Here is an 18,559-nt window from a genome sequence, read left to right on the forward strand (position 1 = left end):
GGGTCGCCGGCGTCAGCCGAAGAGCTCGAGCAGCTCGGTCTTGCCGAACATGGTGGCGGCCTCACGTGCCGAGGGAGTTCCGGCGTCCGGGTCGGCGCCGGCGGCCAGCAGATCGCGCACGATCTCGGTCTCGCCCTTGAACACCACCCCGGCCAGCGGGGTCTGGCCGCGGTCGTTGGCCCGGTCGGGGTCGGCGCCGCGCGCCAGCAGCACTCCGACCGCGTCTCGGTGCCCGTGGTAGGCGGCCAGCATCAGCAGGGTGTCGCCGCGCTCGTTGGTGAGGTTCACCGGCACACCCGCGTCGAGATAGGCGGCCAGCTGATCGGCGGCGCCGGAGCGCGCCAGGGCGAACACGGCGGTGGCCAGGTCGACCAGTTCGGGGTCGATCGCGGGGTCGCCGGAATCGGGGGCAGGGCCGTTGTCCGCAGTCACCGCTCCATTACTACCAGCCGCATCGGACACGTCCGGACAGGTCGGCGACCTTCGGCGCGGGACCGGAGTCCGCTACACGCGTCACTGGATGATCGCGCAGCCCTCGCCGGCGGAAATCGAGCAGATCAGCCAGGACAGTGCCATCAGGATGGCGTTGATCGGGTTGGACGGGACGACGGTCGGGTGAACCATGACAGAACCTCTCATGTGTCGGCGCGCGTTGACGTGACCCCCACCGACTACAGCGCGCGGGTTCGGGCGCCCGTTACACCGGCGGCCGGGGCGCCGACGGCCGAGTGGTCGCGCCCATTCGCGCACGGGTCGTTACCCGGATCTGCGGGTGCGCAGCGGTCATACTGAGCGCAAAGCCCTGTCGGGTAGATGGGAGTGGCCGTGAATTCCACCGAGAAGCGCTCGATCCTGCAGCGAGTATCGCCCACCCAATGGCTGGCGCTGGTGCTGACGATCCTGGCCGTCATCTTCATCCTGCAGAACCGCGGCAAGGTGTCGATCGACATTCTGGCCATCACCATCACCTCACCCATGTGGGTGGCGCTACTGGCGATCTTCGTGGTCGGCTGGGCCGCCGGCGTGCTCACCATGCGCCGTCGCCGCTGAAGCAGGGCAGGACCTCTCGCCGATCGAGTGGCCCGGTGTCGCTGTGCGTCGATGACCCCACCGTGTTCGCCGGGCGACGCGGCCGTGGCGCCGCGCCGGGCACGCACAGTGCCGACATGACGGCGGCGAGCGCCGATGAGCGCATCTTGCGCGCCGATCTGAACCATACTGTGGTCGAACTGTCGACGGGCGTCGACTCCGGTGTGGCTGAACGAGGTGCGCAGTGGCGACGACAACGACCCCGGCGAGGCAGACCGCTGCGGACTCCGACGAGCAGGAAGGCCCGAAGCGCAGGCGCGGGTGGGTGCGGCTCGAGTTCGGTGGACTGGTTGGCGCACTGGTACTGATCTGGCTGTCGCTGACGCCCTCGCTGCTGCCGCGCGACGCGCTGTTCCAGGGTGTGGTGACCGGCGCTGCCGCCGCTATCGGCTACGGGCTCGGCGTGCTGGTGGCGGCGATCATCCGCTGGATGCTGCATCGCGAGCAGCCGCGGCCCACCCGGGCGGTGACCTGGTGGATGCTGGCGGGGATCGGGGTGGCAGGCACGGTGCTCATGCTGATCTGGTTCGCGGGCTGGCAGGACGAATTACGGACCCTCATGGGAGTTTCCGGGCTGTCGATCTGGTCGTACCCGATCATTCTCGTGGTCGCGGTGGTGGTGTTCGCCATCCTGGTCGCGCTGGTGCGTGCCGTCATCGCGGTGACGAGGTGGGTGGCGGGGCTGCTGACCAAGGTGCTGCCCGCCCGCGTCGCCGTGGTGGCCGGCGGCGTGCTGGTGGCTGTCGCGCTGGTGGCCGTGCTCGACGGCGTGGTGGCCAACGGTGCGATGTCGGTGCTCAACAACACCTTTGCCGCCGTCAACCAAGAGACCGACGCCGACAACCCGGCGCCCGCCGTGCCCGAACGCTCCGGCGGCCCTGGCTCGCTGGTGACCTGGGATTCCCTCGGCAGGCAGGGCCGCATCTTCGTCGGCAACGGGCCGACCGTCGAGCAGCTCGCGGAGTTCAACGGCCGCCCGGCGATGATGCCGATCCGTGCCTACACCGGGCTGGCCTCGGCCGAGACCGTGCGGGCCGAGGCGGAATTGGCGGTGGCCGAACTCGACCGCGCCGGCGGCTTCGACCGCGCCGTCATCGGTGTCGCGACGACGACCGGCACCGGCTGGATCAACCAGTCCACCGCCTCGGCGCTGGAATATCTGTACAACGGCGACACCGCCCTGGTGAGCATGCAGTACTCGTACCTGCCGAGCTGGCTGTCGTTCCTGGTGGATCAGGAACGCGCCCGTCAGGCCGGGCAGGCGCTGTTCGAGGCGGTCTACGCGCGATGGTCGGCCATGCCCGAGGACGCGCGCCCGAAGCTGGTGGTGTTCGGCGAGAGCCTCGGCTCCTTCGGCGGTGAAGCGGCGTTCTCCGGGATCCAGGATCTGACCGCGCGCACCGATGGCGCCCTGTTCGTCGGGCCGACCAGCAACAACGTCGTGTGGGCAGACGTCACCGCGCGCCGCGATCCCGGCACGCCGCAGGTGCTGCCCATCTTCCAGGACGGCCGCACGGTGCGGTTTGTCGCCCGGCCCGCCGACCTGGAGCGGCCTTCCCCGGATTGGCCGGGTCCGCGGGTGGTGTATCTGCAGCACGGCTCCGACCCGATCACCTGGTGGACGCCCGGACTCGCCCTGCACGAACCGGATTGGTTGCGTGAACCCCGCGCCGACGACGTCCTCGACCGCACCCGCTGGATTCCGATCGTCACCTTCCTTCAGGTGTCGGCCGATATGGCGGTCTCCACCAACGTCCCCGACGGGTACGGCCACACCTTCCACGCCGCCATCGCCGACTCGTGGGCGGCGATCCTGCAACCGCCGGACTGGACACCGGCCGACACCGAACGCCTGCGGGCGGTGCTGACCGGCGGCAACTGACAGCCGCGCCGGTTACGGCGCGTACCGGAGGTTGCCCGCGATCTGCGCGCTCTCCTCGATCAGGTCGTCGCATTCCTCTTCCAGCGCGGCACCGGCATCGGCGTCGGAGATCGGCTCGGGCACCTTCCTGTAGTGCCCGCCGCCGACGACGAATGTTCGCCCGATGTCATCGCCGGCTTCACCGCACGGGTGAGTGGCCGTCGATCTGGCACCCCCACCATGAACCATGGGCCTGTCGCGTCGGCAGCTGTTGCGGTTCGGTGGCGTGGCGTCGGCCGCCGCGCTTGCGGGAAGTTGCGCGGTCTCCGGCGCCCGGTTCCGGGCTCCACGCTGGACCGGCGACCCCTTCACCCTCGGCGTCGCTTCGGGCGAGCCGACCTCCGACGGGGTGGTGCTGTGGACTCGGCTGGCACCGGATCCGTTCGCCCCCGACGGCCACGGCGGCATGCCGGCGCGTCCGGTGACCGTCGACTTCGAGATCGCCGGAGACGAGCATTTCCGGCAGGTGGTGCGGCGCGGCTCGGTGGTGGCCGATCGCGCGCTCGGCCACAGCGTGCATCCCGAAATCGGTGGTCTGGAACCGCAGCGCTGGTACTACTACCGCTTCCGCGCGGGTTCGGCGCTGTCGCCGGTGGGGCGGACCCGCACCGCGCCACGCCCCGGAACGGGGTCACGGCTGCGTTTCGCCTACGCCTCCTGCCAGGCCTGGAACGACGGCCACTACACCGCCTACCGGCACCTGGCCGATGAAGACCTCGATCTGGTGGTGCACCTGGGCGATTACATCTACGAATATCCGCTGACGGGCCGTCGTCGCGGCGTTCGGGTGCCCTCGCCGCTGCGCCACGAGGCTCGCGATCTGACCGGCTACCGATTGCATTACGCATGGTTCAAATCCGAGGAGCCGCTGCGCCGGGCCCATGCGGCTTTCCCGTGGCTGGTCACCATGGACGATCACGAGGTCGACGATGACTGGGCCGCCGACGCCGCCGCGTCGGCGATCGATCTCGACGCACTGCGGGCAGTGTTCCTGCGCCGTCGCGCGGCCGCTTTCCAGGCGATGTACGAACATCAGCCGCTGCGATTGGCGCAGCTACCGTCGGGACCGAACATGCGTCTGCACCGGCGCTACCGCTTCGGTGACCTCGCCGAGATCACCCTGCTCGACACTCGCCAATACCGCACCCGGCAGGCCTGCGGTGGTGAGATCGTCAGCGACTGCGCGCAGGCGCCCGGTGTCGACCGCACCATTCTCGGTGGCGCGCAACGGCAGTGGTTGCTGGACGGATTCGCGCATTCGCCCGCTCGCTGGCAGATACTCGGCAACCAGGTGGTGCTGGGCCGGACCGACCACGATCCCGGTCCCGGGGTGGCGATCTCCACCGACGCGTGGGACGGGTACGCGAGCGAACGCGCGGCGATACTCGGTGCCGCCGCCGACCGCTCGGTACGCAACCTGGTGGTGCTCACCGGCGACCGGCACGAGAACTACGCCGCCGACCTGCGACGCGACGTGGGAGACAGCGAATCCGCGGTGGTGGCAGCCGAATTCACCGGAACCTCGATCTCGAGCGGTGGCGACGGCGTCGACCTGCCCGCCCGCGGCCGCGATCTGCTGGCGGCCAACCCGGATCTGAAGTTCTACAACAGTCAACGCGGCTATGTACGGGTGGAGGTGGATGAGCGGGTGTGGCGCACGGATTTCCGCGTCGTGCCCTATGTCGAACGTCCTGGCGCGCCTGTCCACACCAGGGCGAGTTTCGTGGTGCAGGACGGGGTTCCGGGAGCGGTAGAGGCGTCGCGGTGGGAACGGCCCGCAACGGCCGAGCCCACAATTCGCGTCGAGCACGCCGCCGCGGCGCCGATCGACCCGGGCGACAATCGGTGATCACCGCGATCGGCGCCGGCGGCGGTCGGTCCGCGCGACCATGTCGACACCGACGACACCAGCAGCTTCGGCTGTCGCCGGATGCGATGCCGCGACCGCGGTCTGCCGACTGATCACACGGCCCGCCGCACCCGCTCACGATGTGGAAACGGCTCAGAGCCGCAAGGTATCCAGCGCCGCCTGATGCAGTGCCTGCCCGTAACCGGGCCCGTACCCGGCCGCATGGACGGCCAGCGGATGCAGCTGATGCAACGGCACCCTGGCCCGCCACCCCTCCGCCGGCCGATGCCGCGACTGGTAGCCCTCGATGATCTGCTCGAAGTACGGGCACCCGAACAGCGCCAGCATCGCCAGATCGGTTTCCCGGTGCCCGCCGTGCGCGGCGGGATCGATCAGCACGGCCTGCTCGCCGGTCCACACCACATTGCCGTTCCACAGGTCGCCGTGGATTCGCGAGGGTGGCTCGCCGTCGTCGAAGCGTCCATCGGCCACCACGGCGCAGGCCCGCTCGATGACGGTGCGCTGAGCGTGGTCCACACTGCCCGCGTCATAGGCGATGGCCAGGAACGGCAGCACCCGCTCGGTGACGTAGAACTCGCCCCAGCGGCCGTGCTCGACACTGCTCATCGGCCGCTTGCCGATGAAGATCTGACCGGTGAAACCGGCGGGCGGACAACCGAATCCCGCGCCGTTGGTACCCGCGTCATGCATTCGCGCCAACGCCTCGCCGAGCCGGAAGCCGCAACCGGCCGAGGCCCGGCCGTGCGGTAGTCGCGCCAACTCGATGTGCCCGCTGTCCACCGAGAGCACCTCGACCACCGGTGCTCCGGCGGCACCGAGCCAACGCAGCCCCGCCGCCTCGGCCGGATAGAAGTCCGGATGCGTCCCGGTGTCGGCCTTCCGAAAGGTGGTCACGATTGCCACCGTACGACCGGATGACCGGCTGTCGGAAACGCCCTCCCGCCAACCAAGCACTTGCTAGACTCGCCCGATGATCTCCACAGCGGTGTGGGGCACCGGCAACGTCGGCCGCGCGGCTATCCGTGCCGTCGCGGCGCATCCCGGGCTGGAACTCACCGACGTCATCGTGCACAACCCGGCCAAGGCCGGCCGGGACGCGGGTGAACTCGCCGGCCTCGACCACGAACTCGGCGTCGCCGCCACCACCGATGTCGCCGCGGTGCTGGCCGCCCGCCCACGGGCAGTGGTGTACGCCGCCTCCGGCGACATCCGCCCCGACGACGCCCTGGCCGATATCGTCGCCGCCATCGCCGCGGGCGCGGTGGTCGTGACCCCCGCGCTCTACGCCTTCTACGACGCCCGCAACGCACCCGCCGACCAGCGCGAGAAGGTCCTGGCCGCGATCGAGTCCGGCGGTGGGTCGCTGTTCGTCTCCGGGGTCGATCCGGGATGGGGCAATGATGTGCTGCCGCTGCTGATGAGCGGGCTCGGCACCGTCATCGATGGCATCCGCTGCCAGGAGATCTTCGACTACTCCAGCTACGACCAGCCCGATTCGGTGCGATATCTGGTGGGTATGGGTCAGCCGATGGGCTACGCGCCGCCGATGGTGGCTCCCGGCGTGCCGACGATGGTGTGGGGCGGCCAGATTCGGCTCATGGCCCGCGCACTGGGGGTCGAACTCGACGAGATCCGCGAAACCCTCGACCGCCGGGAATTGGAGAGCGCGGTCGGCACGGCGTCGATGGGGGAGTTCGCGGCGGGCACCCAGGGCGCCGTGCGGTTCGAGGTGCAGGGCATTGTCGCGGGGCAGCCCTCGATCGTCATCGAACACATCACCCGCATCCACCCGAGCTGCGCACCGGACTGGCCGGTCCCGCCGAACGGCTCCGGCGCGCACCGGGTGATCGTGGAAGGCCGTCCGCGCCTCGAAGTCACCATCGAGGCCACCGACGAGGACGGCAACTACGCCGCGGGCGGCAATGCCACCGCGGTCGGCCGGCTCGTCGCCGCGATCGACTGGCTCACCGAGGCCGGGCCGGGACTCTATGACGCGCTCGATGTCCCGCTGCGACCGGCGGTGGGCAGGGTGGGAAGGAACCGAGCATGAGGATCGACATTCCGGAGGGCAAGGACCCGATCGGCTACGTCTGGGGCGAGATGGTGCCCGGAATCGGCGTCGCCGCGTCGAATTTCTCGCTCGCGGTGTACTCCCACTCCACGCTCGCGCTGGCCGAATTCGAAGCCGCGCGCCTGCGCATCGCCCAGATCAACGGTTGCCTGTTCTGCCTGGACTGGCGCACCGAACGCGACGGCGAGAAGGTCGATCCCGGCTTCCTCGACGCCGTCGCCGACTGGCGCACCACCGACGCCTTCGACGAGCGCACGCGTCTGGCCGCTGAATACGCCGAGCGCTACGCCCTCGACCACCACAACCTCGACGACGAGTTCTGGGCCAGGATGTCGGCCTGCTACAGCCAGACCGAGATCGTCGAGCTGAGCATGAGCATCGGATCCTGGCTCGCCTTCGGCCGCCTCAATCATGTCCTCGGACTCGACGCGGTGTGTGTGCTCCCGGGCCACTCCGGCACCGCCACACCATGATGCGCTGAGGTTTGCTCGCAGTACGCGCGGGGTAACGATGGAGTCGGCCCCGCGTCCGGGACGGCTCAACCGGCGCCATGGGCCGCAATGTGCTGGATGAGCTGCGCAGATCAGGCCGACAGAGGTGTTATGCGTCACGGCGTGACCGATACGCTGTACGGTTGCTGCGGGAAGAGAACTACCGCCCACCAGCGGTCGTTCGCGATCTGAAAGGACTCCGATTCAATGTCGATCGGCGCCGACAGAAATTCCCGGGACACCGAAGCGACGGTGCACCGGGTTGCTGGCAGATCACCGGCGAAACCAGGACTCGACCGTCTCGTCTTCGGCGTCACGGCGATCGGGTCCCTGGCGTTCGTGGCATGGGGCATCATCGACCGGACCAGCTTGGCCACCGCGGCGGGAAACGCGCAGACCTGGGTGATCAGCAACACCGGTTGGTTGTTCGTGCTGATCGCGACCGTCTTCGTGGTGTATGTGATCTGGCTGGCCGCAAGCAGATACGGCAAGATCCCGCTCGGCGCCGACGGCGAGAAACCCGAATTCCGCACCGTCTCCTGGATCGCGATGATGTTCAGCGCCGGAATGGGCATCGGATTGATGTTCTGGGGCGTGGCCGAACCGCTATCGCATTTCGTGAGCCCGCCACCGGGCACGGCCGAACCGGGTAGCCCCGAGGCCGCCGAGATCGCCATGGCGACCACCCTGTTCCACTGGACACTGCACCCGTGGGCGATTTACGCGGTCGCCGGACTTGCTATCGCCTACAGCACCTTCCGCCGGGGTCGCTCGCAGTTGATCTCCTCGGTGTTCCGCCCGATTCTCGGCCGCCGAGCCGACGGCATCGGCGGCCAGGCGATCAACATGATGGCCATCTTCGCGACCCTGTTCGGGTCGGCGGCGTCGCTGGGTCTTGGTGCGTTGCAGATCGGGGCCGGTATGGAGTTCAACGGCTGGATCGACGCGATCGGCAAGGTCGGCCTGGTCGCCATCATCTGCGGCTTGACCATCGCCTTCATCTTCTCCGCCGTGTCGGGCATCGATCGCGGCATCCAATGGCTGTCCAACATCAATATGGTGCTGGCCCTGGCGGTCGCGGCGTTCGTGTTCATCGCCGGGCCCACGCTGGTGATGCTCAACTTCCTGCCGGCCGCCATCGGCGACTACATCGCCATGCTGCCGACGATGGCCTCGCGCACCGGGGTCGCCGGCGGCGAGGCGATGGAGACCTGGCTGTCGAGCTGGACCATCTTCTACTGGGCCTGGTGGATTTCCTGGACCCCGTTCGTCGGCATGTTCATCGCGCGAATCAGCCGCGGCCGCACCATCCGTCAGTTCGTCACCGGTGTGCTGCTGGTGCCGAGCGTAGTCAGCCTGATCTGGTTCGTCATCTTCGGCGGCGCGGGCATCCAGCAGCAGAGCCAGACCAACGACCTGACCGAGGCCGACGGTTCGGTGAACGAGAACTTCGCGCTGTTCCATCTGCTCGATCACTATCCGCTGGCCTCGTTCACCGCAGGCTTGGTGATGGTGCTGGTGGCGATCTTCTTCGTCTCCGGCGCCGACGCGGCCTCCATCGTGATGGGCACGCTGTCGGAGAAGGGCAGCATCGAACCCTCACGGCCCACGGTGATCTTCTGGGGCTCGGCCACCGGCGCGGTGGCGGCGATCATGCTCGTCATCGCCGATCCCGCGAATCTGGGCGGTGCGCTGACCGGACTGCAAGCGCTCACCACGGTGGTGTCGCTGCCGTTCATGGTGGTGATGGGCTTCATGTGTGTGTCGCTGTACCGTGATCTGCGCGCCGACCCGATCATCCAGCGCGAGGATCTCGGTGTGCAGCTGGTGGTCGACGCGGTCGTGCAGGGCACCGAACGCCACGACGGCGAATTCGAGTTGGTGACCGAGGCCGTGGTGGTGGACGAACCCGACGATTCACCGGAAGACCGCACGGCCAGCTGACCTTCGCGTTCCCCGCGGCCCGGCGACGCCTCATGCGTGGCCGGGGCGCAACGCGTCACGCCAGGCGCGGTCGGCGAGCAGCCGCATCCCGTTCAGCCCGACGATCACCGTCGACCCCTCATGGCCGGCGACGCCCAGCGGCAGCGGCAGCGTGCCGACCAGATCCCAGGTGACCAGCGCCACGATGAAGGTGGCGGCGATGGTCAGATTCGCCACCACGATGCGCCGCGCCCGCCGCGACAGCGTGACGACCGCGGCGACGGTACCGAGGTCGTCGCCGACGACGACGGCGTCGGCGGCATCGACCGCCAGATCGGACCCGGTGCGGCCCATGGCGATACCGACGTGCGCGGCCGCCAGCGCCGGCGCGTCGTTGACGCCGTCACCGACCACGGCCACACGGCGACCGGCCCCGACGAGCTCGCGCACCGCCGCCACCTTGTCCTCCGGCAGGACGCCGGCCCGGACATCGACGATCCCGAGCGAACCGGCCAGCGCGTCCGCGGCACGCGGGTTGTCGCCGGTGAGCAAGACCGGCCGGTGCCCGGTGAGGGCAGTCAGATCGGTGACGGCGCGGGCCGCGGCCGGGCGCGGGCGGTCGGTCACCGCGAGCACACCGGCCGGGCGGCCGTCGACGGTGACGACCACGGCGGTCGCGCCGGTCGATTCCCACTCGGCGACACAGGATTCGGCGTTCATCGCGGCGCTGTCGGTCTCGGTGGACGCCGGCAGCAGGTCGCCGGGGCGGCCGACCTCGACCACGCGGCCCTCGACAGTGGCGCGCACTCCGCGGCCCGGCCGCGAGTCGAATGCGGTGACCGCAGGGCGCGGCAGCCCGCGGTCGCTGGCGGCGGTGACGATGGCGGCGGCGAGGGGATGTTCGCTGTCACGTTCGGCGGCGGCCGCCAGCGCGAGCATCGCGTCGGCGTCGAGCTCGCCGGTGACGGCCCGGATCGCGCTGACCTGCGGACGGCCCTCGGTCAGGGTGCCGGTCTTGTCGAAGGCGACGGTGTCCACCGTCCCGAGCCGCTCCATCACCACCGCCGATTTCACCAGTACGCCATGACGGCTCGCCGTGGCCATGGCGGCCAGCAGTGGCGGCATGGTCGCCAGCACGATCGCACAGGGAGAGGCCACGATCATGAACGTCATCGCCCGCAGCAGCGCGGGCTGGAGTGCCGAGCCCGCGGCCAGCGGTATGAACAGCACGGCGAGCGTGGCGATCACGACACCGGTGGAGTACCACTGCTCGACCCGTTCGATGAACAGCTGGGTGCCTGCCTTGGATTCGGATGCCTCGCGCACCATCGCCGCGATCCGCGCGATCACCGTATCGGCCGCCGCGCGCCGCACCCGCACCCGCAGTGTGCCTGTGCCGTTGATGGCGCCGGCGAAGACCTCGTCTCCCGGCCCGGCCGGTACCGGCAGCGGTTCGCCGGTGATCGAGGCCTGATCGACCTCGCTGCGCCCGGATTCGACGACACCGTCGCCGCCGATCCGCTCACCGGGCCGCACCAGGATCAGCTGCCCGGGCATGAGAGTGTGCGCGTCGACGACTCGTTCGTCTCCGCCGTCGAGGAGTGTGGCGCGGTCGGGCGCGAGATCGAGCAGCCCGCGCACCGCTTCGGCCGTGCGGTGGGTCAGCACCGCCTCCAGGGCACCCGACGTCGCGAAGATCACGATCAGTAGTCCGCCGTCGACGATCTGCCCGATCGCGGCCGCACCGAGCGCCGCGACGATCATCAGCAGATCCACGTCGAGGGTCCGGTCGCGCAGTGCGCGCAGGCCTTCCAGCGCCGGCTCCCATCCGCCGGTCGCATAACAGCACGCGAGCAGCGACCACACCAGCCAGTCGGGTGCACCGGCCCAGTGCGCCGCGAGGCCCGTGACGAACAGTGCGGTGGCCGCCACCGCCCAGCGCACCTCGGACAGGGTCCAGGCGGTCCGGCGGTCCGCGCGCCGGGGCGCGGACTGTGCGGCGTTCGGCCGATCCAGCAAGGGGGAGGAAGTCATCTCCGGAGTGCTCCGTTCGAGATCGGCGCGGCATAGGACTACAGGAATACATGTACATGTCTTCATGTAATCCCGCAAGGTACAGTGATCTCGTGGGACACGGAGTCGAGGGCAGAACTACGCCGCCCGCCCAGTTGGATGCCGATTCGGCGGCCACGGTGGCAGCGACTCTGCAAGCCCTGGCCACGCCGAGCCGGCTACGGATCCTGACCAGGCTGCGGCACGGCCCGTGCTCGGTGGGGGATCTGGTGGAAGCCGTCGAGATGGAGCAATCCGCGGTCTCCCATCAGCTGCGGCTGTTGCGTGCCATGGGGTTGGTCACCGGATCACGGCAGGGCAGAAGCGTCATCTACCGGCTCTACGACAGCCATGTGGCGATGCTGCTGGACGAGGCGGTCTATCACATCGAGCATCTCGGGCTCGGAATCGCCGACGACGAAACGGCCTGACCGGGCTGATCGCTGATATCGGTTGCGGCGAAGTCGAATCGGCGTGCAGCCGTCGCTCGTGGTGGCGGAACCGCGCAAGCCCCGCCACCACGCGTGGATCACTGAATGGCGAAGCGCAGCAGCGCCTGCTTATCGCCCTGCTTGATCTTGCCCTTGCGGTTGAGCACCTCGAGCTGCCAGCTCGCACCGGACCGGAAGGCCCGCGCCACCGCGTTGGCGTTGTCGGCACCCAGCAGCGACGGCCAGATATCGGCCACCTGCTGGGTGTCGCCGCCGGTGGCGTCGTAGACCTTGAACGAAATATTGTTCGCCTTCTCGAACGACGAGCCCTTCTTGAAGGCCGCCGCCACGAACACGATCGAGTCGATGCCGCCGGGCACGTCGGCGAAGGTGACCTGCACGGTCTCGTCGTCACCGGACGCAGCGCCGGTCTGCTCGTCTCCGCTGTGCAGGACCGCGCCGTTGCCGAGCGGGTCGAGCGAATCCAGGCCGGCGAACCGCACCGGCTCGGCCCCCTGCATGAGAATCGCGATCAGGTCCAGGTCGACGCCGCGCTTGCGGCGAGCCCAGCCGAGCGCGCCGCCGCTGGCACCCGCCGACGGGTCCCAGCTCACCCCGACACTCAGTTTGGTGATGCCGCTCAGATCCGCGGCACCGTCTTCTTTCTTGAGCGTTATCATGGACCTCAGCGTACCCACGAACGAGTCCGCGGGCAGGGCAGCGGATTACACGGCCATGGCCGCGGAATCCGCTGCGCGCGGGCGACTCAGCGCTTGCGGCCGACTCCGCCGAGCATCACTCGCTCCTCCGGGAACGGTTCGCGGATCGGCGGGCCCATCGGCCACCACTGCTCGAGTTCGACCAGGCCCGGCTCGACCATCTCGAGATCGTGGAAGTAGGCGGCGATCTCCTCCTTGGTGCGGTACCAGCCCGAACCGAGTCCCATCTCGGTGAACTGACGCTGCAGGCGCACGGCGAGCTCGGCGAGCTCGGAACCGTCGTTCGGATTCCAGAAATGCGTGATGGCGACGTAGGAACCCGAAGGCAGCGCATCGATGTACTGGCGCATGATGCCGACGGGATCGAGATCGTCGTCGACGTGATGCAGGATGCCGCACAGGATGAGACCGAGCGGACGCTCGAGATCGAGGTGCCGGGTGACCTCATCGTCCGCGAGCAACGTATCGGGCTGGGTCAGATCCGCCGGAACGAAATGGGTGTATTCGTTCTGTTCGAGCAGCACCCGCCCGTGTGCGTTGCACACCGGATCGTTGTCGACGTAGACGACGGTCGCCTCGGGGTTCTGGCTCTGGGCGATCTCGTGGGTATTGCCGACGGTGGGCAGACCCGCACCGATGTCGAGGAATTGGTCGATGCCGACGGTGCCGGCGAGATACCGCGTGACCCGATGCAGCCAGCGCCGGTTCATCTTCGACACGTCGCGCTGGCGGGGCGCGGCTTGCAGGATCATATCGAACGCGGCGCGGTCGACGTCGTAGTTGTCTTTGCCACCCAGGCTCACGTCGTAGACGCGGGCGATGCTCGCTCGGGTGGTGTCCACGCCGACCGGAGCGCGAACACCGGTCTGGGGAGCGGGTTGGGACATCGAGAACCTCTCTCTGCAATAACTGTGATACGACTCACTCAGCGTAGGGGCCGAGGAGCGTCCCGGCAATGGGTCCGGATGCATTCGGGCGGCGTGGGATTCGCCGCCGGGGAATGCTCCCGGAAGGTGCGATGGGGTGGATCAGGCCGAGACCCGGTCGAGCCGCCGGCCGGGCAGCCAGCCGGCGCCGACGTGGGTGACCCGCCACCAGTCGACGTGCACGAGCAGCGCTTCCACCGGGGTGGCGAAGAACGGCTCGATCATCGGTTCCTTCTGCACCAGCGCCTGGAACGTCTCGTCCCGGTCGGCCGCATCACGCACCTCGATGGTGCCGAGGCCCTGGGCGAAAGGATCGGTGAATCCGCCGCTGACCACCTTGATGCCGACATTCGGGTTGGCGCGCAACGCCTCCAGGGTGCGCCCGCCCGATTCGAGGATCAGCGTGAGCCGGAACGGGTCGTCGTCGAGGTGGGCGAAGAAGGCGCTCGAGCACCAGTTCACGCCGTCCTTGGACGTCGCGAGATCGATGCTGGTGGTGGCGAGGATGCCGGCGAGCTTGTCCCGGACGTCCTGCTCGGTGATCTGTGCGTTCCCGGTGGTGGTGTCGGCGTCCGCTGACATTGCGGCCTCCTGTAATCGTGTGAATCGAATGCGAACTGTGGAACGGAAGTGCGAGTTACGGCTTGCGGCCTACGCCACCGATGATCAGGTACTCGTCCGGGACGCGCTCGCGCTCGTCGGGACCCCATGGCCACCAGTCGTCCAGCGGTACCAGTCCCGGCTCGAGCAGCTCGAGCCCGTCGAAGAACGGCATGAGTTCCTCGCGGGTGCGCCAGCGGCCGGTGCCGAGGCCCTCGTCGTGCAGGGCGCGCTCGGCACGACGGGCCAGCTGGTGCAGTTCGGCGTCTTCGTCGCCGGGATCGAAGAAATGGCTGATCATGACGTAGGAGCCGGGCGCGAGCCGCTCGATGTATTCGGCCATGATGCCCGCCGGATCGCGATCGTCGTCGACGTGATGCAATGTGCCGCACTGCATCATCAGCAGCGGCTTGCTCAGGTCGAGATACTGGTTCACCGCCGGATGGCCGAGGACTTCGTCGGGCTTGGTGAGATCGAGATCGAGGAAGTGGGTGTACTCGTTGGCCTCGAGTAGTTCCTTGCCCCGCCGCACGCACACCGGGTCGTTGTCGACATAGACGACCATGACCTCCGCGCCGAGTTCCTGGGCGATCTCATGGGTGTTCTTCTGCGTCGGCAGCCCGCTGCCCAGATCCAGGATCTGGGTAATGCCCGCTTGACTTGTCAGGTAGCGCACCACCCGTTCGAGCCAGCGCCGGTTCGCCACGCCGACCGCGTTCTGGTTGGGCACCACGGTGAGTAGGTGTTCGTATACTTTGCGATCGACCTCGAACCAGTCCGTGCCGCCCAGTCCGTAGTCGTAGACGCGGGCAATGCTCGGCGTGTCAGGGTCGACACGCCGAGCGAGATCCTCATCTTCCATCGGCATCATGGGGCTCCTCTCCCATCGGCTCCCACGACTGTGAACTCTACGCATCACACGTACGCCGCGCGCGGTATCGAGAAGAAGTTATGCCGTTGTCCCGCTGCGACATCCGCGCGCATCGGTCATCGACGGAGCAAACGGTCATACCCGGCGGGCGCCGCGGGCAATTCGGCGACCGACCAGTCTGTGCCGAGGGTGGGCGTCGGGTCGCCGGGCCGTCATCAGGATGATCGCCGACGGGTAACGGGCTCCGGTGGTTTCGCTGTAGGAGCGAGTAGGATCTGCAACCGACGCGGTGGAACCGGTGGGTGTGACCGGGCGGATCGCGGTCTATCCACTATCGGCCAGAGGCGGTCCATGACCAACGACCAGGACAACAGCGACAACGTGGAACTGCTTGTGGCAGAGCGTGGTCCAACGGTGATCCGGATCGCGCTCGGCAGCAGGTTGCGCCGGCTGCGGGAAAGTTGCGGTGTCAGCAGGGAAGCGGCCGGGGACGCCATTCGCGGTTCGCACGCCAAGATCAGCCGGCTCGAGCTGGGACGCACCGGGTTCAAGGAACGCGATATCCGCGATCTGCTCACCCTCTACGGCGTCACCGACGACGACAAGCGCGAGCCCTACCTCGATATGGCGCGTAAGGCCAACGACCCCGGCTGGTGGCAGAGCTACAGCGACCTACTACCGGCGTGGTTCGAAACCTACGTCGGGCTCGAACAGGCGGCCACCACGATCCGCACCTACGAGGCCCAGTTCATTCCCGGCCTGTTGCAGACCGCCGACTACGCCCGCTCGGTCATCATGCTCGGCAACGACGACGAGACCGAACGCCGCGTCGCGGTCCGCATGCGCAGGCAGAAGATCCTGCACCGCAGGGCGGCGCCGACGCTGTGGGCCGTCATCGACGAGAATGCGCTACGCAGGCCCGTCGGCGGCATGAAGGTGCTGCGCGAGCAGATCGAACACCTGATCACCATCTCCGACATGCCCAATGTGCGTATCCAGGTGCTGCCCTATTCGGCCGGCGGTCATTCCGCGGCCGGTGGGCCGTTCAGCATCCTGCGCTTCCCGGAACCCGAATTGCCCGACATCGTCTACACCGAACAGCTGACCAGCTCGCTCTACATGGAGAAGCGCCACGATGTGGAGCTGTACATGTCGGTGATGAATCAGCTCAGCGTGCAGGCCCTGTCGCCGGCCGAGAGCCTGCAATTCCTCTCACAGATCCTCGCCGACTACGCCGCGCGGGACTGACCGACCGCGCATTCCGGAGTCGCCCGAGTCGATCGGTGTGTCGATGTTCGCCCCACCGCGCAGCCGCACCTCGAGCCCATCCAGGACCGAGATGAGCCCGAAGTCGAAGGCCACCGCGCGGGCCACGTCCAGATCCTGGGGCACGGTATGGCGGTAGTCGTGGATCATCTCGGGATAGTCGGCGCCCAGATCCTCGAGCACCGTCATCACGTTCGAGGTGTCGACATTGTCATCGCCGTAGGCGTTCTTCCAGGCGATCAACGGCAGGATCTGGCCGAGCACGAACGAGAACAGGGTGCCGGTGGCCAGATAGACGTCGTTGCCCTCGAAGCCGGCGCGAACGAAGGTGCGGCGCAGGCGGTCGGTCAGCCGCAAGGAGTTGGGGCCGATGCTGGGCAGCCGCCCCAGCAGTGTGGCGACCCACGGATGGTTCAGCATGGTTTCGCGCATGCTGTAGGCGAACGCGGTCGAGACCTCCTGCCAGGAGTTCCGTTCGGGTTCGGGAACCCGGACCATGCCCCAGAATTCGTCGAGTACCAGCTCGAGTAGCTCGTCCTTGGTCGCCACGTACCAGTAGAGGCTGGTCGCGCCCGCTGCGAGCCGGGCGCCGAGCTTGCGCATGCTCAGCGCCTCCATGCCCTCGGTGTCGAGGATCTCGATCGCGGCCCGCACGATCTGATCGCGATGCAACCCGGAGGACTTGGGTTGGCGGGGTTCGCGGCTCCACACCGACTCGAACTGCTTGGTCACGGGGTTCATTCTATATTCGCTCGCACGCTGTTCGATTACTTCGTACACTGTGCGAGTGGAATCGAACGTTGTACGAGACCCCCGGCGCTGGTTGATCCTGGGTGTGCTCTGTCTGTCTCTGTTGGTGCTGATGATCGACGGCACGGTGCTGAATCTCGCGATCCCGTCGCTGATCCGGGAGCTGGGCGCCACCCCGTCGGATGTGCAGTGGATCCTCGACGCGTATGTCCTGGTCTTCGCGGGTCTACTGCTCACCGCGGGCAGCCTGTCGGACCGGTTCGGGCGGCGCCGGATGCTGGTGCTCGGTCTGGCCGTCTTCGGGGTGGCCTCACTGGCGGCCGTGCTGGCCACCGAACCCTGGCAGGTGATCGGGGCGCGAGCCGCGATGGGCGTGGGCGGGTCACTGCTGATGCCGTCGACGCTGTCGATCCTGATGACGACCTTCGACCAGGAGGAACGACGGCTGGCGATGGCCGCGTGGACCACGGTGTCGATGGTCGGCATCGTGGCCGGCCCGACGCTCGGCGGTTTCCTGCTCGAACACTACTGGTGGGGTTCGGTGTTCCTGATCAACATCCCGGTGGCCATCCTGGCGATCGCGGCCGCGCTGGTGCTGATGCCGGAGACGACCGGGGAGCAGCGGCCGGTCGATCTGGTCGGGGTGCTGCTATCGATCCTGGCGCTGGTCTCGGCGGTGTATGTGATCATCGAGCGGGAATGGAACCTCCCGGTGATCGGCCTCGCCGTGGTGTCCGCGGTCGCGTTCGTGGTGTGGGAGAGCCGATCCGAGCATCCGATGCTGCCGCTGGCGGTGTTCCGCAATCGCGATTTCACCGGCACCTGCCTGACGTTGTTGCTGATGGTCTTCGGTATGGGCGCGATCATGTTCATGCTCACCCAGTACCTGCAGTTCGTGCTCGGCTACGGGCCGATGAAGGCCGGGCTCGCACTGCTGCCGTACGCGGTGGCGGCGGCGGTGTGCAACGGGCTGGGCGCGACCCTCGGCAAGAAGTTGAGCAACAAGACCCTCATCGTGAGCGGTCTGCTGGTGATGGGTGTGGCGTTCGTAGTGCTCGCGACGGGCACCGGCTACGGCGCGGTGCTGGTGAGCATGCTGATCATGGGCGTCGGCGGCGGTCTCGCCGGACCCTCGGCCTACGCGGCGATCATGAGCGCGATTCCGCTCGAGCACGCCGGCGTAGGGTCGGCCATGAACGACACCTTGCAGCAGGTGGGCATGGCGATCAGCATCGCGGTGCTCGGCAGCGTGCTGGCCGGGGTGTTCACCGCCAACATGCCCTCCGAGGCGCCGGAGCCGGCCCGCGAATCCATCGGTGCGGCTTTCGAACTCGGCTATACCGAACCGGCGAAGCTGGCCTTCACCGAGGCGATGTCTACCGGAGCGTGGATCAGCGCGGGCTTCAGCATCGCGGCCGCCGTGCTCGGCCTGGTGCTGTTGCGGGCCCGGCCGCCGCAGGCGATGGTGCCGGAGCCGGTCGCGGTACCGAGCTGAGCGCGGAGCGGGTGCGTGTCGTCGCTGCCGCGCACCCGCCATGCGGTCGGCCGCTGCTGGGAGGGGAGTACCCTCGGAGACCGG

The 18,559-nt window shown here is 68.2% G+C and carries 18 protein-coding genes; 9 read left to right on the top strand and 9 right to left on the bottom strand.

The annotated features are described in order from the left end of the window. Positions 1 to 12: 12 nt before the first annotated feature. Complete coding sequence (locus RJ05_RS12280; RefSeq protein WP_051016487.1) at positions 13 to 432, bottom strand: ankyrin repeat domain-containing protein; 420 nt, start codon at positions 430 to 432, stop codon at positions 13 to 15. A 393-nt stretch (positions 433 to 825) separates the two neighbouring features. Between RJ05_RS12280 and RJ05_RS12285 the strand changes: the two genes are divergently transcribed. From RJ05_RS12285 to RJ05_RS12300, 3 genes are all read left to right on the top strand, one after another. Next, positions 826 to 1,050, top strand: a complete 225-nt coding sequence (locus tag RJ05_RS12285; protein ID WP_130916831.1) for a LapA family protein — start codon at positions 826 to 828, stop codon at positions 1,048 to 1,050. A gap of 223 nt (positions 1,051 to 1,273) precedes the next feature. After that, positions 1,274 to 2,971, top strand: coding sequence for an alpha/beta hydrolase (locus RJ05_RS12290; protein WP_036537024.1), 1,698 nt, complete (start codon positions 1,274 to 1,276; stop codon positions 2,969 to 2,971). A 226-nt stretch (positions 2,972 to 3,197) separates the two neighbouring features. Further along, positions 3,198 to 4,859, top strand: coding sequence for an alkaline phosphatase D family protein (locus RJ05_RS12300; RefSeq protein WP_036537028.1), 1,662 nt, complete (start codon positions 3,198 to 3,200; stop codon positions 4,857 to 4,859). Between the two features lie 153 nt (positions 4,860 to 5,012). On the opposite strand, the gene RJ05_RS12305 is transcribed toward RJ05_RS12300, so the two are convergent. Beyond that, positions 5,013 to 5,783 (bottom strand): fructosamine kinase family protein, encoded by a 771-nt coding sequence (locus RJ05_RS12305; protein ID WP_036537031.1) that lies wholly within the window; start codon positions 5,781 to 5,783, stop codon positions 5,013 to 5,015. Between the two features lie 67 nt (positions 5,784 to 5,850). On the opposite strand from RJ05_RS12305, the gene RJ05_RS12310 reads away from it, so the two are divergent. Continuing rightward, positions 5,851 to 6,930 carry an NAD(P)H-dependent amine dehydrogenase family protein gene (locus RJ05_RS12310; protein WP_036537034.1) on the top strand — a complete coding sequence of 360 codons (1,080 nt, stop codon included), beginning with the start codon at positions 5,851 to 5,853 and terminating at the stop codon, positions 6,928 to 6,930. After that, positions 6,927 to 7,424 (top strand): carboxymuconolactone decarboxylase family protein, encoded by a 498-nt coding sequence (locus RJ05_RS12315; RefSeq protein WP_036537037.1) that lies wholly within the window; start codon positions 6,927 to 6,929, stop codon positions 7,422 to 7,424. The genes RJ05_RS12310 and RJ05_RS12315 overlap by 4 nt, the downstream gene beginning before the upstream one ends. Positions 7,425 to 7,558: 134 nt before the next feature. Here RJ05_RS12315 and RJ05_RS32890 read toward each other — a convergent pair whose 3' ends face one another. Continuing rightward, positions 7,559 to 7,858, bottom strand: a complete 300-nt coding sequence (locus RJ05_RS32890) for a hypothetical protein (protein WP_373365059.1) — start codon at positions 7,856 to 7,858, stop codon at positions 7,559 to 7,561. Here RJ05_RS32890 and RJ05_RS12320 point away from each other — a divergent pair. After that, on the top strand, positions 7,782 to 9,386 hold the full coding sequence (locus tag RJ05_RS12320) for a BCCT family transporter (protein ID WP_051016503.1): 1,605 nt from the start codon (positions 7,782 to 7,784) through the stop codon (positions 9,384 to 9,386). The two genes, RJ05_RS32890 and RJ05_RS12320, sit on opposite strands and share 77 nt — an antisense overlap. Positions 9,387 to 9,416: 30 nt before the next feature. Here RJ05_RS12320 and RJ05_RS12325 read toward each other — a convergent pair whose 3' ends face one another. Further along, a complete protein-coding gene (locus tag RJ05_RS12325) occupies positions 9,417 to 11,399 on the bottom strand; it encodes a heavy metal translocating P-type ATPase (RefSeq protein ID WP_051016489.1) in 1,983 nt (660 codons plus the stop codon). 92 nt (positions 11,400 to 11,491) lie between these two features. Here RJ05_RS12325 and RJ05_RS12330 point away from each other — a divergent pair, with 92 nt between their 5' ends. Beyond that, a complete protein-coding gene (locus RJ05_RS12330) occupies positions 11,492 to 11,848 on the top strand; it encodes an ArsR/SmtB family transcription factor (RefSeq protein WP_036537043.1) in 357 nt (118 codons plus the stop codon). 98 nt (positions 11,849 to 11,946) lie between these two features. On the opposite strand, the gene RJ05_RS12335 is transcribed toward RJ05_RS12330, so the two are convergent. From RJ05_RS12335 to RJ05_RS12350, 4 genes are all read right to left on the bottom strand, one after another. Further along, positions 11,947 to 12,528, bottom strand: coding sequence for a TerD family protein (locus tag RJ05_RS12335; protein ID WP_036537046.1), 582 nt, complete (start codon positions 12,526 to 12,528; stop codon positions 11,947 to 11,949). 86 nt (positions 12,529 to 12,614) lie between these two features. Then, positions 12,615 to 13,454, bottom strand: a complete 840-nt coding sequence (locus RJ05_RS12340; protein ID WP_036537049.1) for an SAM-dependent methyltransferase — start codon at positions 13,452 to 13,454, stop codon at positions 12,615 to 12,617. Positions 13,455 to 13,595: 141 nt separating this feature from the next. Then, the gene (locus tag RJ05_RS12345; RefSeq protein WP_051016490.1) at positions 13,596 to 14,075 is read right to left on the bottom strand and encodes a hypothetical protein; all 480 of its coding nucleotides are present in this window, start codon (positions 14,073 to 14,075) and stop codon (positions 13,596 to 13,598) included. 55 nt (positions 14,076 to 14,130) lie between these two features. Next, positions 14,131 to 14,961, bottom strand: a complete 831-nt coding sequence (locus tag RJ05_RS12350) for an SAM-dependent methyltransferase (RefSeq protein ID WP_081597293.1) — start codon at positions 14,959 to 14,961, stop codon at positions 14,131 to 14,133. A gap of 354 nt (positions 14,962 to 15,315) precedes the next feature. On the opposite strand from RJ05_RS12350, the gene RJ05_RS12355 reads away from it, so the two are divergent. Beyond that, on the top strand, positions 15,316 to 16,212 hold the full coding sequence (locus tag RJ05_RS12355; RefSeq protein WP_036537050.1) for a Sco1979 family transcriptional regulator: 897 nt from the start codon (positions 15,316 to 15,318) through the stop codon (positions 16,210 to 16,212). On the opposite strand, the gene RJ05_RS12360 is transcribed toward RJ05_RS12355, so the two are convergent. Next, on the bottom strand, positions 16,177 to 16,962 hold the full coding sequence (locus tag RJ05_RS12360; RefSeq protein WP_051016504.1) for a TetR/AcrR family transcriptional regulator: 786 nt from the start codon (positions 16,960 to 16,962) through the stop codon (positions 16,177 to 16,179). The genes RJ05_RS12355 and RJ05_RS12360 overlap by 36 nt on opposite strands. 55 nt (positions 16,963 to 17,017) lie before the next feature. On the opposite strand from RJ05_RS12360, the gene RJ05_RS12365 reads away from it, so the two are divergent. Beyond that, on the top strand, positions 17,018 to 18,475 hold the full coding sequence (locus RJ05_RS12365; protein ID WP_036537052.1) for an MFS transporter: 1,458 nt from the start codon (positions 17,018 to 17,020) through the stop codon (positions 18,473 to 18,475). Positions 18,476 to 18,559 lie beyond the last annotated feature (84 nt).

This window comes from Nocardia cyriacigeorgica NBRC 100375, assembly GCF_000308555.1.
GTDB lineage: Bacteria > Actinomycetota > Actinomycetes > Mycobacteriales > Mycobacteriaceae > Nocardia > Nocardia cyriacigeorgica.